Source organism: Streptomyces sp. GL_141, assembly GCF_057834385.1.
In genome coordinates, this window is sequence record NZ_CM174402.1 from 7,245,725 (window position 1) to 7,261,870 (window position 16,146).

The 16,146-nt window shown below is 74.1% G+C and carries 10 protein-coding genes; 9 read left to right on the forward strand and 1 reads right to left on the reverse strand.

All coding sequences use genetic code 11. The annotated features are described in order from the left end of the window. Positions 1-5 precede the first annotated feature (5 nt). The 9 genes from AC3IX6_RS32280 to AC3IX6_RS32320 all read left to right on the forward strand — a co-directional run bounded on the left by AC3IX6_RS32280 (position 6) and on the right by AC3IX6_RS32320 (position 15,186). On the forward strand, positions 6-1,553 hold the full coding sequence (locus AC3IX6_RS32280; RefSeq protein WP_489366823.1) for a TRAFAC clade GTPase domain-containing protein: 1,548 nt from the start codon (positions 6-8) through the stop codon (positions 1,551-1,553). Between the two features lie 285 nt (positions 1,554-1,838). Continuing rightward, on the forward strand, positions 1,839-3,680 hold the full coding sequence (locus AC3IX6_RS32285; protein ID WP_489366824.1) for a hypothetical protein: 1,842 nt from the start codon (positions 1,839-1,841) through the stop codon (positions 3,678-3,680). A gap of 29 nt (positions 3,681-3,709) precedes the next feature. Next, positions 3,710-4,924, forward strand: a complete 1,215-nt coding sequence (locus tag AC3IX6_RS32290) for a hypothetical protein (RefSeq protein ID WP_489366825.1) — start codon at positions 3,710-3,712, stop codon at positions 4,922-4,924. After that, positions 4,921-7,500 carry a hypothetical protein gene (locus AC3IX6_RS32295; protein WP_489366826.1) on the forward strand — a complete coding sequence of 860 codons (2,580 nt, stop codon included), beginning with the start codon at positions 4,921-4,923 and terminating at the stop codon, positions 7,498-7,500. The genes AC3IX6_RS32290 and AC3IX6_RS32295 overlap by 4 nt, the downstream gene beginning before the upstream one ends. Then, complete coding sequence (locus tag AC3IX6_RS32300) at positions 7,497-8,894, forward strand: serine/threonine-protein kinase (RefSeq protein WP_489366827.1); 1,398 nt, start codon at positions 7,497-7,499, stop codon at positions 8,892-8,894. Before AC3IX6_RS32295 ends, AC3IX6_RS32300 begins: the two co-directional genes overlap by 4 nt. Then, the gene (locus tag AC3IX6_RS32305; RefSeq protein ID WP_489366828.1) at positions 8,891-10,468 is read left to right on the forward strand and encodes a vWA domain-containing protein; all 1,578 of its coding nucleotides are present in this window, start codon (positions 8,891-8,893) and stop codon (positions 10,466-10,468) included. Before AC3IX6_RS32300 ends, AC3IX6_RS32305 begins: the two co-directional genes overlap by 4 nt. Continuing rightward, positions 10,465-11,124, forward strand: coding sequence for a 4Fe-4S single cluster domain-containing protein (locus AC3IX6_RS32310; protein WP_489366829.1), 660 nt, complete (start codon positions 10,465-10,467; stop codon positions 11,122-11,124). The genes AC3IX6_RS32305 and AC3IX6_RS32310 overlap by 4 nt, the downstream gene beginning before the upstream one ends. Next, positions 11,114-12,502 (forward strand): hypothetical protein, encoded by a 1,389-nt coding sequence (locus AC3IX6_RS32315; RefSeq protein WP_489366830.1) that lies wholly within the window; start codon positions 11,114-11,116, stop codon positions 12,500-12,502. The genes AC3IX6_RS32310 and AC3IX6_RS32315 overlap by 11 nt, the downstream gene beginning before the upstream one ends. Then, on the forward strand, positions 12,499-15,186 hold the full coding sequence (locus tag AC3IX6_RS32320) for an AAA family ATPase (protein WP_489366831.1): 2,688 nt from the start codon (positions 12,499-12,501) through the stop codon (positions 15,184-15,186). The genes AC3IX6_RS32315 and AC3IX6_RS32320 overlap by 4 nt, the downstream gene beginning before the upstream one ends. Here the strand turns inward: AC3IX6_RS32320 and AC3IX6_RS32325 are convergent. After that, positions 15,164-16,132 carry a hypothetical protein gene (locus tag AC3IX6_RS32325; protein WP_489366832.1) on the reverse strand — a complete coding sequence of 323 codons (969 nt, stop codon included), beginning with the start codon at positions 16,130-16,132 and terminating at the stop codon, positions 15,164-15,166. The two genes, AC3IX6_RS32320 and AC3IX6_RS32325, sit on opposite strands and share 23 nt — an antisense overlap. Positions 16,133-16,146: the final 14 nt, after the last annotated feature.

Consider the following 16,146-nt stretch of genomic DNA (forward strand, 5'->3'; position numbering starts at 1 on the left):
CCGCCATGGATGAAATCATCACCTTCGTCCTCGTCCCCGCCCTCTACCTCATCGGGCTCGGCGCGTTCCTGCCCTTCGTCCCGCTCATCGCCGCCCTGCGGGGCCTCGCCCTGGTCATGCAGGTGCTCGCCGGGTACGGACGCACGGTGGTCGGCGTCGTGCACCGGCGCACCCCCGAGTTCCAGACGATCGCGCCCTACCGTCCGCAGGACGAGCAGGTGAAGGCGTACCGGAACTACTTCTTCGGACCGGCCTCCCGCGACCTGCGCCAGATCCTCGTGCTGGAGCGCCGGTCGTACGCCACCACGGTCCGCGACTCCTTCCGGGCCGTGACCACACGGCAGTTCACCGCTCCCGCGCGCAACCGCGCCTTCACCGTCCCGTACGGCCTGGCGCTCTACCTGGGACTCTGCACGGGCCTGGTGCTCGCCCTGCCGCCGCTCGCCGTGCTGATGACCCTGCACGCCTCCGTCCTGGCCCTGCTGGCGGGCGGGGCCCGGCTCCTCGCCGGCACGCTGCGCGCCCTCGACCGGGCGGTGCTGTGGGTGAAGCACCTCCGCACGGGAATGCTGTGCCCGCACTGCTTCGAACGCGTTCCGTACCCCGCCTACGACTGCCCCCGCCCCACCTGCCGTCGCCGGCACGCGGACATCCGCCCCGGCACGTACGGCATCTTCCGGCGGCGCTGCCAGTGCGGACAGCGCATGCCGACCCTGCTGATGCTGATGAGCCGGGACGCGCGGCTCCAGGCGTACTGCGTCCACCCCCACTGCGGGAAGCCGATGAACACCGACGCCGGCCACATGCCCGAGGTGGTGATACCGCTGATCGGCGGACGGGCGGCGGGCAAGACGCAGCTGATGGCGGCCATGCTGCTGTCCCTGGAGCGCGCGGCCGCGAACGGCGGGCCGGCGCTCACCCTCGCCGACGAGGAGTCGGAGGCCAACTACCAGGTGCTGCGCGAGGTGCTGCGGATGCGCGGGAACACGCGCGCCACCCAGAAGGCCCTGCCCCGGGCCCACTCGTTCGTCCTCGGCGGCGGCCGTTCCCGGCGGCTGGTCCATCTCTTCGACACGGCCGGCGAGCGGTTCGTCGACCGCGAGGAAACCGATGCGCTGCGCTACGCGCGGGCCGCGCGCACCTTCGTCTTCGTCCTCGACCCGATGGCGGTGAAGGCGTTCTGGACCACCATGGACCCCGCGCCGGGCCCCCTGCTGGACCGCACCCTGGGCTCCACGGTCGATCCCGAGGAGGTCTTCGCCCGGTCGGTCCAGGCGGTGACCGCGATGGGCGCCCCGCTGCGGCGCTCGCGCCTGGCGGTCGCGATCAGCAAGACGGACCTGCTCGCCGAACACGGCCTGGTACCGGCCGGCCTCGACGGCGGCGAGGCGCGGGCCTGGCTCTGCGAGGTGCTCGGCCTGCAGAGCCTCGTCCGCGCCATGGAGCTGGACTTCCAGGAGGTCCGCTTCTTCCGCACCGCGGCCGTCGCGGACGAGGACGCCCAGGTGGACGACAGCATCGATCGGTTCGCCGAATGGTGCCTGCAAGGGTGAGCGGATTTGTCTCGGGCGAACCGAAGAGGTGATCGGGTGGTCGGCTGGTGTGTAAAACGCGTCACATTCGGTCTGGCATGTGCCACCATGATTTCTCGAAGTCAAGTGAGCCGGTTATCCGCCGCTTGACGGTGGGGGTTCGAAATGGCGTGCGAATGGCCGATGTCGGCGATTTGCTCCAGGGGTGGGAGTCATCGGATGTGGGGGACCCTCGTTGATCAAGCATGCCCTGTGTGCGCAACTCCCGAAGAGGACGAGGGGCTGTGTGCCGCCTGTCGGTGGCGGATGCGCGGCGAACTGGTCCTGGGGGAGTTGACGGAGCAGGACCTGAGCCTGGCGGCCGGGGCGGTGGAGGCCGCCGGACGCGCCTGGGACCTCCGGGCGGCGGCGCTCTCGGGCGGTGCGGGCGACGGTGGCGTTCTCTCGGCGGTGATCCGCGGCGGGCCCCCGAGGTCCGGCGGGCAGGTGCGGCAGGAGCCGCCCGGACCGGCGGATCCGCCGGAGGGCTCATCGGGCCCGGGCTCGGAGTCGGCGGTGCCGCCGGAGATCCTCGATGATTTGATCTTCGGCCGCGTGAAGGATTTGCTGTTCGTGGAACTCGCGCCCGATCGCATGAACGTGATCAAGGCGTACGTGGACGAGAGCGGAATACCCCGGCAAACCGATGCCGGAAGTACGGAATGGCGCACGGTCGTGCCCGCGCTGGACCAGCGCCCGGACATTCGCCGTTTTCAGCTCGCCGGCGGCATCGGCGCGTTATCCCCGGTCAGCCGCACGGAATTCGACGCGGCCGTGCTGCACTGGCTGACGGCGTCCTTACCGCAGCACCGCGGCCGGTCCGTGGTGCTGCTGACGGGCCACCGCGGCTGGACCCTGCTGGACCGGGCCGCCGCCGCGATCCGCGACACATATGGCTTACGGGCCGAACTGGGCCGGGGGAGCGGGGACGCCGCCGGGGCCACGACGGCGGAGGCCGTGCGGGAGCTGCTGCGCACCGCGCCGCTGCTCGTGGACCACTCCCTGCTGCTGGCCCGGGCCGATCGCCGGACCGGCGAGGTCCGCGTCCAGAGGCACGTGCTCTTTCCCGCGGGCGTCCGGCTCCGCCGCGGGAGGAGCGCGACCGCCACGGTCACCGTGCACGGCGGGGCCGCCGACAACGCCTCCGTGCTCCTGCCGGTGGTGGCCGGCGAGGTCCCCCAAGGCACCGACGGCTCCGGCGGCACGGTCCTGAGCGTGCGGCGTACCGCTCTCGCGGCGCTGGAACCGGCCCGGCTGGCCTTCGTACTGCGCGGTCCCGGAGAGGTCGAACTCGTCGGCCCCGGGGGCGGCGCGCCGCAGGAGGAGGGGACCGCCCCGGACCTGCCCGCCCCCGACCTGCCCGCCCTGATCAGGGGCCTGCCCCGGCGGGTCGTCCGGCCGCCGCTGCTGGAGGTCTTCTGCACCGTCGAGCTGAGCGGCGCGGACACGGCCGAGACCGAGGAGCGGCTGGCCTTCGTGGGCGACCTCATCACCGCGCTCGCCCGGAGCCACGGCACCGGCAAGGGCCTGCGGACCGGAGTCGTCGGCCACTACGACCACGCGATCCACGAGAACGGCTACACCCCCCGGAGCGTCCTGCTGATGCCGCCGGTCCCGGCGGGGCCCGCCGGGGAGGCGCTCTCCGTGCTGCGGACCTGGCGGCCCGCGCGGCGCAGGCAGGACACGGTGTCCTCGCTGGAGGACGCGCTCAAGAGCCTGGTTCCCCTCGCCGCGGCACCGACCCGCGGCGGCGAAGCCGTACGGAAGATCGTCCTGATCGTCGCGCGCAGGCCGCCCGCACCGCCGCGACAGTACGGAATGGTGCCGTCCTGCCCACTGGGCGCGGACTGGCAGACCGAGCTCGACCGCCTGCGGGACGCCGGTGTACGGGTGATGACGAGGGCGGACCCGGCCACCGGGTCGCTGTCGAACGAACACGCACGGGCCGGCGTCACACGCTACGAGACCACGGCATGGGCCGCACTGTCCCGTGACGGCTCCTTCCGGCCGGGCACCGACTCGGCCGCCGACGTGGCCAAGGCCATCGGTCCGCCCTGGCAATCGGACGGCCCGCCCTGCCCGTTGGCCTTCGCCACCCCCCTGATCTGACCGAATAGCTCCGGCGCGAGGAGAGTTCCATGTCCGAGGAGTACTACGACCCGAACGAGAGGGTCTCCGACGGCACACCGGCCGCAGGCACCCCCGCGCCCACCGCCGGTGAGCGGCCCAAGCCCGACGGCCCGCCGCATCCCACGGACCGGTACCGGTCCGGTCCCGCGCCCATCCCCGCGGCCAGGCCGGCCGACAACGCCCTCGCGTACGAGTACACGGTTCCGCAGGCTCCCGTCATGGACGGGAACCGGCCGCCGGGCGTGATCCCCGTGCCGCCGGCGGGGGCGGAAGCCACGGACCGCGTCCGCATAGGGCTATGGGGCGCGCCGCGCTCCGGCAAGACGAGCTTCCTCGGCGCCCTGCCGATCGCCGCGATGCAGTCCCAGCGGCAGGGGCAGGGCAGCTGGCGGATCAGCGGTATGACGAGAGAGGCCAACGGCTTCCTCAACGACAGCGTGACGCGGCTGTCGACCAGGCGCGTCTTCCCGCAGGCGAGCGTGGGTCTGCGCGGCATGAGCTGGTCCGTCCAGGGCGAGGATCCGTCCTCGGGCCGCAAGTGGGGCCGCCCCCGTTCGACCAGCTTCGTCCTGGACATCAACGACGCGGCGGGCGAGGTGTTCCAGGGCAACAACCCGCTGCACGAGGAGATCACGGACCAGCTCTCCCGTGCCCAGGGCCTGATCTACCTCTTCGACCCGCTGGGCGACGCCGAGGAGGCGACGGAGAGCTTCAGCTTCTTCTACGCGACGCTCAACGAGCTGAACTCCCGGGTCCGGGACCGGGGAGGCCACCACGGGAACCGGCTTCCGCACCATGTCTCCGTCTGCGTGGCCAAGTTCGACCACCCCGCCATCTTCGAGCCCGCCGTGAAGGCCGGCTGGGTCACCCAGGACTCGGTGGGATCCAGACTCCCGCGCGTGCCCGAGCACCAGAGCGCCCGCTTCTTCCAGTGGATGTGCGAGGAGTTCCGGGGCTCCAACGCCCGGCTGGTGCGCGACGGGCTGGCCACCTTCTTCCACCCCGAGCGCATCTCCTACTACGCGACCTCGGCCATCGGGTTCCGGCTCAATCCGCAACACGTCTTCGACTACCACAACTACGCCAACGTGGAGATGGTCGAGGGGCGCCCCCGGATCTGCACCTCCCCCGAGCCCATCAACGTCCTCGAACCCCTGATCGACCTGGAACGCAGGATCCACGCCAAGCAGCCCCGCTTCGGATTCAAGCGGGGCGGTCAGTGAACGAGCTCCCCGGTACCGTCCGGTTGTCCGCGGACTGGGCGGTCGTGGGCAAGCACCCGGGCCGGACCATGGGATACGAGGTGCTGGCCGGCAGCCTGCCGCCCGACCGGGCCCAGCGGTACTACTGGGGAGCGGCCACCGGAACCCCCGACGACCTCGCGCCCGCGGACGGGCTGCCCTGGCGGGTGTTCCTCGGCGGCGTACCGGGGGAGGCGAGCTGCGCCTGCGTGCACGTCGAGACCACCTGGGACGGCAGCTTCGACGGCACCGGAGTCGCCAGCTACACCTGGCGGCTGTGCGTGCTCGGCTGGAACTCCGCGGGCGCCGACGGGCTGACCTGGAGCGCACTGGACCGGGCCGCCCCCCGCGAGCAGCCCGACACGGCCGGGGCCGCCGTGAGCATCGAGGTGCCGCGCACCCGTGCCGCCGAACTGGCCGACACGGTGGACCGGTTGGGTTTCGACTGGGCGGCCGGGATCGCGGCCCTGCTGCTGGAGGGGCGGCAGGTCGCGCTCGTACCGCCGCCCGGGGCGCGACTGCCGGGCGTCGACGAACGGGTCCTGATCCTCGACGCCGTCTGCTCGCTCCTGCCGTACGGTTGCCGCGCCTGGCTCAGCGCCGCGACCTGGACCGGCCAGTCCGAACACAAGCTGCTGCTGGTCTTCGCGCCGACCGCGCGCACGGAGCAGTTCGAGACGTGGCTGGGCGGGGCCCGCCCACCGGAGCCCCGCGGCTCCGCGGCCCGCGACTACCTGTACGAGCTGCTGAGGATCCGGGCCAAGCGGGGATCCACGGAAGAGCTGGTCGCGCACCTCCTGCGCGCCACCGAGCCCCTCGCGGCCCAGGAGCCGCAAGCGGCGCTGCGGGCGCTGCGCGAGGCAGACCTCGTGGACTCCGTGGTCGCGGACATCGCACGGGGACACGGCGATCTCCGCGACGTGCTGCGGGTGCTGCAACTGCACCCGGCGAGCTCCCTGGGGGACCACCGGATGGCGCTGATCGTGCCCTTCCTCGCAGGCTGCGAGGCGCGCGAAGCGCACGAGGCGCACGAGGCGCTGCTGCGGTGCTGGAGCCACCGGACGCCGCGGCTGCTGGCCGATGACGTCCTCGGCTCACCGGCGACGAAGGAGACGTTCACCCGGGCCACGCACTACCTGAGGGTGCTGGACGGCCTGGAGGCGGACCGTCCCGGCTCGTTCGAGGAGCTGTTCACGATCATGGCCGGTGCGCCGAACCAGGAGCCCGGGTGGGTGGCCGCGCTCATCCACTTCGCGACGAACACGTTCGGGTACCTCGTGGACGCCGTCGACCAGGTGGTGATCGGCTCGCCCGAGGTGGGACGCGCATGGCTGCGCAAGCTCGTCATGGACCACAGCCGCAAGCCGCTGCCGCCGCTCACACGGCTCGTGGGGCTGGCGCTGCGCACCGCCCGCGTCGAGGAGCTGCCCGGATGGCTGCGGTTCGCCGGGCTGCTCGCCGGCGCGCTCCCCGAGGAGCAGGTGGGGCCGTCGGACGCCGCCGAGTTCGCGGACGCCGGCGACGACGCCTGGTCGGTGGCCCTGGCCGGCGCCGCGGCCAACGGCCTCCCGGTCGTCGTCAGCCTCATGTGGTCCCGCCTGCGCGTGCTCGCGTCGAGCAGCCCGCACCGGTTGCTCGACGTGCTGGACGAGGCGGTCGCGCCGGGCGGGCCCCGGCTGACGCCCGGGGCGGCCGCGGACGCCGATCTCCTGGGCGTACTGGCCCGGGCCGCGGCGCAGGGGCAGTCGGGCCCGCCGTCGATGCCCCGGCTCGGCCGGTTCGCCGGCCCCGGCGGCGCGGAGGCCTATGCGGCCGCCCTGTACCGGCGGATCGACACGGATGCCGATCTGAAGGGTCCGGCGATCGGGGCCCTGCTGGGCGAAACGCCCGACGCCGCCTCGTGGGCCGTCGTCCGGTGTCTGATCGGGCGGCTGCCCAGTGCCGAGGAGTCCGTCCTCAACGCCGTGGAAGAGCGGCTGTCGCGCGGCCCGGGGTCGGGCGACTGGATCGACGTGCTCTCCGAGCATCAGGTGAGGACCCTCGGCCGCCGCCGGGAGCTGGGCTGGCTGCCCCGGGTCTGGGAACTGCGCGGCGCCGTCCGCGCCGGTGAGCCGCTCGGCGAACTGGCCGGGATCACGGCCGGGGCGCACATGGACGAGTCCATTTCCGCGCAGTACTTGGACGAGTTGATCGGATACCTGTGCACCTGGGGCCCCGTCACCACCGACAGGTTCGCGCGCGAGCTGAACGGCCGGGTGTCCGGACTGGCCGTCTCCCTGTACAAGGTGCTCGGGCGCAGCGAGCGGGCCGGGCAACTGTGCCAGGAGCTGCATCACTTCCACCACGCGGAGGCGGAGCGCCACCATCAGATGGGGCTGGTGCTGGGCACCGCATCCGGGGGCACTGCGCCGCCGCCCCCGTCGTCCCCGTCGCCCCCGTCGTCTCCTGCTCCGGTTCCCTCCCAGCCGTGGGAGCGGTACGACTACGGTCCGCGACCGGCACCCACGGACAACAAGAAGGGAAGGCTCCAGCGCTGGATGCCCGGGTGGAGGCCATGACGTCGAACGCCCACGCCATCGCCCACGCCCACGCCCACGGCCCCGCTCACGCCATCGCCATCGACGCGGGCGCCCGCTTCACGCGCATCGCCCGCCTCGGCGCCGACGGCGTCCCGGTACTCGCCGGGATGCCCGGCTCGGTCCCCGGCGACGGCCTGCCCGTACCGGCGGACGCGGAACACGGTGCGGCCCTGCGGGACGCGTACGGGGCGTACTGCGCGGGGAACGGCACCCCCGACCGGGTGGTGCTGGTCGTACGCGAGCAGGACCGGGCCGGGCAGGCCCGCCGGGTGGCGGACACCCTGGAGTCCGTGCACGGCACGGGCCCCGCCCCGCGGATCCGGGTGCTGGGCACGCCGCACGCGGTGCTGGCGCTGTTGCGGCACGCGGGGGCGGCGCCGACGGCGCGGTACGCGGTGTGCGAGCTCGGCGCGAGTGCCGTGGAGGTGTCGGTGTGCGTGCCGGCCGGCGGTTCGGTGGGCGTGGCCGGTACGGCCCGCCAGGCGCCCGCCGGGGGCTACGGCGCCGGGCTCGACCGGGCGTTGCTGGCGGCCGCCGGGCTGCCGGACGACGCCGCGGGGCTGCGGACGCTCGCCGGGCTCCGGGCCCAGCCGGGCGCCGCCGCACGGCTCAAGGTCGCACTGCGCCGCGCGCTGGACCGCGGCGGACGGTACGACGAGGCCGCGGTCCACCAGGTGGACGGGCGGGAGATATCCGCCGGTGTGGTGCGCATCGCCCTCGAACGGCTCACGACCGATCTCGACCACGCCCTGGACCACGCCCTGGACCGGGCCCTCGGCGCGGACCCCGCCCCGGGCGGCGCACCGCCCGTGCAGGCCGTCGCGGTGGGGGGCGCGGCCCGGTTCGCCCCCCTCGCCGAACACCTCGCCGCCGGCCGGGGGCCCCTCGTCGCGCTGCCCGGCGGCACCGACCCCGCCCTCGCGGCCGTCTTCGGCGCCGCACTGGTGGCCGCCGGACGGGTCGACCCGGGCGACCGCTACCCGTACGCCGTCTGCGTGGCCACCCACCGCGTCGTCGCCGGTCTGCCACGGCAGGAGGAGCTGGTGATCAGCCGGGCCGGCGCCCTGGAACCCGGGGGGTCCACCGTCTTCGCGGAAGCCGGCGGCCACCGGGTGCGGGTGGCGGCCGGGCCGACACCGGCAGGTCCCGCACGACCCGTGCGGGTGCGGGTGCGCGACGCGGAAGGCGACCGCACGGCGGCCGTGAGCACCGTGACCCTCCCCGACGGCGGACCGGACGACCGCTTCCACATAGGGGTACGCATCGCCGTCGACGGAACGGCCCATCTCGTGCTGCACCCGCTGGGCTCCGCCGCGCCCGGTGAATTCCCGCTCGGCACCCTGCCGACCGAACTCAAGGGAGTACGTCCGTGAAGCACCACGCCCCGGCACGGGCGCCTCGATCCGTGCGGGCCGCGCGAGGATGGGCCGCCCTGGCGGCCGCCGCGCTCCTGGCCGCCTCCCCGGTGGCCGCGAAGGCGGCGCCCGCCGACCCGGCCCCCTCCCGCGCCGAGATCTACCAGGCCCTCGGAGTGAACGACCAGCCCGCCGACTACGTCATCCTCGTGGACACCTCGGGGTCGATGAAGCAGGACGGCCGGTACGACACGGTCCGCTCCACCCTGGGCAACTTCCTGAACGGCATGTCGGCCAAGGACCACGTCGCGCTCTTCACCTTCGACTCCCGGCCGGTCCCGCGCTACATCGGCTCGGCCGGTGACACCGCCGCGATCGTGTCCAAGCTGCCGGGCGCCCCCACCCCCGACGGCGACACGGACATCGGCGCCGCGCTCGACGCCGCGCTGACCGAACTCGGACGCGATCACGCCTCCGAGGTCGCGTCCGTGGTGCTGCTCACGGACGGGGAGCACCATCCCGCCTCCGGCTCCCGCTACCCCCAGCCCACGGGGGAGGCCTGGACCGCTCTGCGTGGGCGGGCACAGGCGATCGCGGAGCGGACCGAACTGGCCGGGTACGCCCTTCCGCTGGGCAACGGTGCGACGGGCGCCGACCGGCTCGCCGACGTCGTACCGAACACGACGCCACTGCGGCCCGACAGCATCCAGGACCTCGGTGCGTACCTGGCCCGCGCCGGGGAGCGCACCCAGGTCCGCAAGGCCCAGCGGCTGCTCGCCGAGGACGTCGGCAAGGGGATGACCGCGGAGTGGGCGGCCCCCGGGCGGAGCGACCTCACCGACGGCTCCGCCACCGGGCGCCTCACCCTGCGCTCGACCACCCGCCGTACGCCGCTGGCCGTCACCGACTTGAGCGCCTCGATCGCGGACCCGTCGGTCACCCTCAGCGGGCTGCCGCCCCAGCTGACGCTGGCGCCCGGTGAGGCCCGGACTCTCGAAGTCCAGCTGCGTGGAAAGCTGTCGGGGGGCTCGCTGCCCCATCGCCGGGTCATGGACGCCGACGCCGAGCTGAAGCTGTCCGGCAAGGTGGCCACTCCGTGGGAGCAGGCGTTCGCCCCGGACGTGCGGCTGAACACCCCCCAGGAGGTGCGCGTCACCGGGGCGGCGGTGCCGCTGCGCGCCGGTGTGGGCTCGGCCGTCTTCCTGCCGGCGCTGCTGGGCGCCGCCGCGCTGGTCCTGCTCGTCGGCTGCCTGCGGTGGCGGCACGTCCGCCGGCCGGCGCTGCGGGGCGAGCTGCTGCTGACCACCCCGTTCGGCGAGGGGTTCACCGACCGCATCGCGCTGTCCGGCCGCGGGGTGGCGTTCCGCCCGCAGTCGGTCGGCGGCCGGGGCCGGGCCCGGGGCCGGCGCCGGCGGGCCGACACCGGCTCGCGGGTCGACCTGCTGATCCGCTACACGCCCGACGGATCCACCGGCCGGGAGAGCTACGCGACCTGTCGGCCCGGCGGGAACGTCGTCGTCAACGGGGTGTCGTTCACCTACCTGCCCGCCCAGCGCGCAGGCCGTGCGCCGGACGCCGGCCGGCCGCGGTGAGCGCCGCCACCGCGGCGCTCAACGTCGCGGCGACCCGAGTCGGCACCGAGGCACTGGGGCCCGGCGTACGGTCCGTGGTGTGGGTGCAGGGCTGCCCCTTCGACTGCGCGGGCTGCATGTCGCCCGACTGGATCGCGGACCGGCCGGCCCGGCAGGCCGATGCCGGGGAACTGGCCGCGGAGCTGCTGGGCGATCCCCGGGTGGGCGGTCTGACCTTCTCCGGGGGCGAGCCGATGCACCAGGCGGCCGGGCTCGCCGAGGTGGCGCGGTTGGCCCGCCGGGAGCGCGACGTCTCCGTGATCTGCTTCACCGGCTACCGCCTGGAGCAGCTGCGGACGAGGCCGCCGTCCCCGGCGGTCGCCGAACTGCTCGCCGCCGTGGACGTATTGATCGACGGCCGCTACGTGGCGGCGCTCGACGACGGCCGCGGCCTGCGCGGCAGCGCCAACCAGCGGATCCACCACCTCACCCGGCGGCTCACGGACTGCGGCTACGACTTCGAACACCGGCCCCGGACCGCCGAGATCGCCGTCAACGGCCCGGAGGCCCTGCTCATCGGCGTACCGCCGCCGGGTCTGCTGGCCGCCTTCGACACGGCGGTCGACTCCGTCCGCACCGGCACGACCACCCGAAGGGAGCCGCCGCATGAGCGGTAGGAAGCGCATTCAGGTAGACGAGTCCGAGTGGTACCGCATCCAGCGCAAGGCGCAGAAGCTCAGGGAGGTGCAGCGCAACCTGCCGCGGCTGCTCGACGACGTGCGCGCGCAGACCCGCGCGGACATCGACCGCACCTTCGCCGCGGTCGAGGAGCGCGGGCGCCGGCAGGACCAGCTGATCCAGGGACTCAGCACACAGACCCGGCAGTTGGAGGCCGACACCTCGCGCAGGCTCCAGGAACAGGCCCGCGAACTGCGCGGGGCCCTGGACGACACGGCGGGCCGGATCCGGGAGGAGACCCGGCAGAGGCTGGCCGAACAGCAGCAGACCCTGCGGCGGGAGATCTCCGCGGAACGGGCCGAGCGGCGGGCCGAGATGGCCCGGCTGTCCGAGAAGGTCGGCGTCCTGGAACGGGACCGGGTGAAGGCCGAGCGGACCGTGCGGGCCTGGATCTCCGACAGCCGGGCCATGGCCGGGCTGATCGCGGAGACGCTGCCGCACGAGCGCTACGCTCCGGGGGTCCTGGAACGGCTGACGAGCAGGCTGTCCACCGCCGAGCAGAACGCTGCGGACGACAGGTTCGACGCCGGGCTCGCCGTGGCGCAGGAGGCGTACCACAAGCTGAGCGAACTCAGGGTGGACATCGCGCAGCGGGAGCTGGAGCGCTGCTCGGCCCAGACCGCCGCCGTCGAGTCCCTGGTGCGCATCGAGAAGCTGATCGAGGGCAACCAGGAGCGCCCCGTCCTCGGGCCGGACGGCGCCGCCCTGGAGGGGTACAAGCTCGACGTCGCCTACTGGGCGAACGGGGAGCTCGACGCGCTGGGCGAGACCACGGCGCAGGCGCTGTCCCGCGCACGCGACGACCGGTCCGACGCCGACGAACTGCGCGGGCTGCGGGAGCAGGCCCCCCGGTTCGAAGGCGAGCTGGAGGACGTCGTGGAACGGGCCGGCATGCGCCAGCTGGCCTCGCAGATCCGGGTCAACCTCGCCGACGCCGTGGCGCAGACGCTCGGGGAGCACGCCTTCTACGACGTCGTCGGCGGCGAGTACCAGGACGCCGATCAGCGGGGCGCGTACTACGCGAAACTCCGCCACGACAACGGAAACGAGATCGTCCTGGACATCTCGGAGGCCGATCGGGACTCGGGGGAATGCGTGATCCGGGTGCACTCCTACGACTACGACGTCACCTCCGAGGCCGTCCTCACGGAGCGGGCCAGGGCCATCGGGGAGGGGCTGGAGGAACAGGGGCACCAGGTGTCGAAGCCGGTGAGCGAGCAGGGCGTTCCCGACGAGGGCCTGCGCACGCGGATCGCGCGGCCCGAAACCGGGGAGTCACGGCCGGGGTCCGGGGAATCGAGGCGGGGTAGCGCGTGACGGACCTGACGAAGCCCGGTCCGCCGTCCGGCCCCGGTCCCGCACCGGGGGCCGGGCCGGCGGTGGAGCGGTTCCCCACCGCGGTGCTGCACGGCGGTGAACCGTTCGCGGTTCTCTACGGCCCCGGCGCGGACGACGTCTTCGTCGACGGGGCCCACCAGGTGTGCTCCCTGGAGGAGACCCTGTGGCGGGCCCTGCGGGCGCAGGGGTACGAGCGCATCGTCTTCAGCTCCCTGACGCAGCCCGTCTACTTCAGGGACCGTGCCTCCCGGGACCTGTGCCGCAGCGGCGGCGCACCGCCGCGCCGGGCACCGCGCACGATGCGGCACACCCAGCTCAGGGGCCCGCTCGGCGACATGCTGGTACCGGGCTTCGGCGGGGGCGCCGCCGGGACGTCCGGGTCGCCCGGGACGTCCGGGCCTGGCGGGACGTCCGGGTCGGCCGCGGGCCCGGACGGCGCCGCGGGAGCCGCCCCGATCGGGAGCGCGCCCGCGCCGTCGACGGCGGGCGTCTCCGATCCGTTCGGGGTGATGACGCTCACCGGGTACCTGCACCGGCGCGAGATCCGTACCGCCGTGGTGTTCCCGTACGCGGAAGAGGTCCTGCGCCACAACAACGCGGGGCGGGTGCTGGCCCAGGCCATGGCCGAATGGGCCCAGCACGGCGACGGCCGCAACCTGTGGGTGCTGGTCTTCCGCAGGCCGACCCTGGAGCGCGTGGCCCAGTACGTCGAGGAACTGCGCGACTACCCGCTGCTGGGGACCTACGTACGCCAGCAGCAGGAGACCCCGGGGCGCCCGGGCACCGCCGAGATCGGCTATCCGCAGGCGGCCGAGGTGGAACGGCTGGTCCACGCGACGCGGCTCCGGGCAGGGCTGAAGATCGCGGACTGGCGGGAACTGGCCCCGATCGTACGGGCGATGTCGGGCCAGCCCGTCAAGACCCGGACCTGGCGGGGCCGGCTGGAAGAACTGGCGAAGGAGGCGGGCACCTTGAGCGGTGAGGCGGTACGGGGCTGGGCCGAAGGGGCCGACACCGATCCCCGTACGGCCTTGGAGCGGCTGCGCGCGATGCCGGGGCTGGACGGGATCAAAGAGCACTTCGAGCACCTGTCGGCCGAGGTGGAGACGGCCAGGGCGCTGGTGCGGGCCGGCCACACCGGGACGTTCGAACCTCCCTCCCTCCACCTGGCGTTCACCGGCAACCCGGGCACCGGCAAGACCACCGTGGCCCGGCTGGCCGGGGAGATCTACCGGGACCTGGGCCTGCTGCGCCGGGGGCACGTGTTCGAGGCGAAGGTGTCGGACCTCGTCGCGGGATACATCGGCCAGACCTCCGGGCGGACGGACGCGGCGGTGGACCGGGCGCTGGACGGGGTGCTCTTCATCGACGAGGCGCACGCGCTCGGCGACCAGCGCGGGGGGTTCGGGGACGAGGCGATCCAGACGCTGGTCAGCCGGATGGAGAACGACCGCCACCGGCTGGTCCTGCTGTTCGCCGGATATCCGGAGAAGATCCGGCAGCTGCTGGCCTCCGACGTCGGCCTGAACAGCCGGGTGACCGTTCTGGACTTCCCCGACTACCCGCCCGAGACCCTCCTCACGATCCTGCTGCGGCGGCTCGCCGAGCGGGGCGTGCCCCTGGAGGCCGCCACCGAGAAGCAGTTGACGGTGATCGTCGCCGAGATGCACCGGACCAGGGGCGAGAACTTCGGCAACGCACGGGACATGCGGACCCTGGCCGACGGCATCTACCGCCTGTGGGCCGCCCGGGTCCGCGGCCAAGTCGGCCTGCCGGCCGCGCCCGAGGACATCCCCGAGGCGCACCGGAGCCATCTGGACCGGCCGTCCCCCGACCCGGACGCCCTGCTGGCGGAACTCGACCGCTACGTCGGGCTCGGCCCGGTCCGGGAGCACCTCACGACCCTGGCCAACCGGCTCCGGCTGCGCCAGGCCGGCGGGAAGGGCGGATTCGCCGCGCCGCACCTGGTGTTCACCGGGCCGCCGGGGACGGGCAAGACCACCGTGGCCCGGCTGGTCGGGCGGATGTTCCGGGACCTCGGCCTGCTGCGCAAGGGACACGTGGTGGAGGTCACCCGCGCCGAGCTGGTGGCCTCCTTCGTGGGGCAGACCGCGCCGAAGGTGCAGCAGGCCGTACAAGACGCCCTGGACGGGGTCCTGTTCATCGACGAGGCCTACAGCCTGGCCCGCGACACGATGGGCGCGAGCTTCGGCCAGGAGGCCATCGACACGCTGATCCGGGAGATGGAGCACTGGCGGGGCCGTCTGGTCGTGATCGCCGCGGGCTATCCGCGGGAGATGGGGGAGTTCCTGGACTCCAACTCCGGGATGGCGTCACGGTTCGAGGACCCGGTGGCGTTTCCGCCGTACTCCGGCGCCGACCTGGCGGAGATCCTGCGCCGGATGGCCGTCGAGCAGGGGTACGCCCTGGGGGCGGGCGTGGCCGACCGGGCCGTGCGCTGGCTGGAGTCGAAGCGCGCGGAGAATCCGGCGGGGTTCGGCAACGCCCGTACGGTGCGCGGGCTGCTGGGGATCATGGAAGGCAGGATGGCCGCCCGGCTCGCCCAGGGAGGCTGGCCGGACGGCGCCGGCTCCGCCGCCCCGCCGGAGTTCCTGCCGGTCGACGTCCCGGAGGTGCCGGTCAGTCGCCCGTACGCCGGATGAGGGTCCGCCCCTCGGCGTCCCGGGAGTCGCGCGCCTCCAGGATGCGGCCCAGCACCTGGTCCGCCGCGCGCAAGCGCCGCTCGATGTCCGCGGTGGTGGCCTCGACCTGCTCCAGGGACGTCTGCTCGGCCGCCGCGGCCTCGGGGGCGCCCGTGCCGGTCCCGGCGGTCAGCGCCCGCGCGAGGTCGCGGTCCGCCTGGGCGTACAGCATCAACGAGGCGACCTGGCCGCCCCGTTCGGCCTGGATCCACTCCAGCCGCTGCCTCCGGGAGGAGAGTTCGGCGGCGCCCTCGTCGTACGTGCGCTCCTCGGCGGCCAGCTCGCCCTGCACGGCCGCGGCCCGTTCGAGCACCTGCCGGGTCTGCGGTCCCAGGGCGGCGAGCCGCTCGTCCGTGAGCCGGATCAGGGCGTCCGCGCTGGTCCGCAGCGTGTCGTCGACCCCGGCGTCCTTGCCGCGCAGCGCGGCGAGCCGTTCCGCGATGGCCCGCTGCTGATCCCGCAGCGCGTCCAGCGCGTCGACCAGCCGCTCCAGCCGGCGCAACTCGTCCACCTGCCTGCGCAGTTCCTCGTGCTGCTCCAGCCGGACGCGCAGGGCCGCCTCGGTCGCCGCGAGCTTCTCCAGCTCCGCCCGCTCGGCCGTGACGCGGTCGGACGCCTCGGCGAGCCGGCGCGCCAGCTCGTCCGTACCGCCGCCCACGCTCTCCCCGGGCATCGCGGCGGCCAGCAGCGACGGCAGGGCGCGGACCAGTTCACGGCCCGCCTCCAGCGCGTCGTCCAGGTCGTACAGGGCCCCCAGGGCCCCGGCGCCGTCCCCGGCGCCGCCCACCCGGCGCACCGCGTCCGCGGCCCAGCGGAAGGCGCTGCCCAGTACGCGCAGGGCGGCTTCCGCGTCGGTCAGGTCGGTGGCCCCCAGCGTGGCGGCAATCTCTCGCTTGGCATCGTCCACAGCGGTCACCGTAT

What these genes read in the sequence shown, in the direction of transcription:
- AC3IX6_RS32280 (WP_489366823.1), top strand. Translation starts at nt 6, where the DNA reads ATGGATGAAATCATCACCTTCGTCCTCGTCCCCGCCCTCTACCTCATC.
- AC3IX6_RS32285 (WP_489366824.1), top strand. Translation starts at nt 1,839, where the DNA reads ATGCGCGGCGAACTGGTCCTGGGGGAGTTGACGGAGCAGGACCTGAGC.
- AC3IX6_RS32290 (WP_489366825.1), top strand. Translation starts at nt 3,710, where the DNA reads ATGTCCGAGGAGTACTACGACCCGAACGAGAGGGTCTCCGACGGCACA.
- AC3IX6_RS32315 (WP_489366830.1), top strand. Translation starts at nt 11,114, where the DNA reads ATGAGCGGTAGGAAGCGCATTCAGGTAGACGAGTCCGAGTGGTACCGC.
- AC3IX6_RS32300 (WP_489366827.1), top strand. Translation starts at nt 7,497, where the DNA reads ATGACGTCGAACGCCCACGCCATCGCCCACGCCCACGCCCACGGCCCC.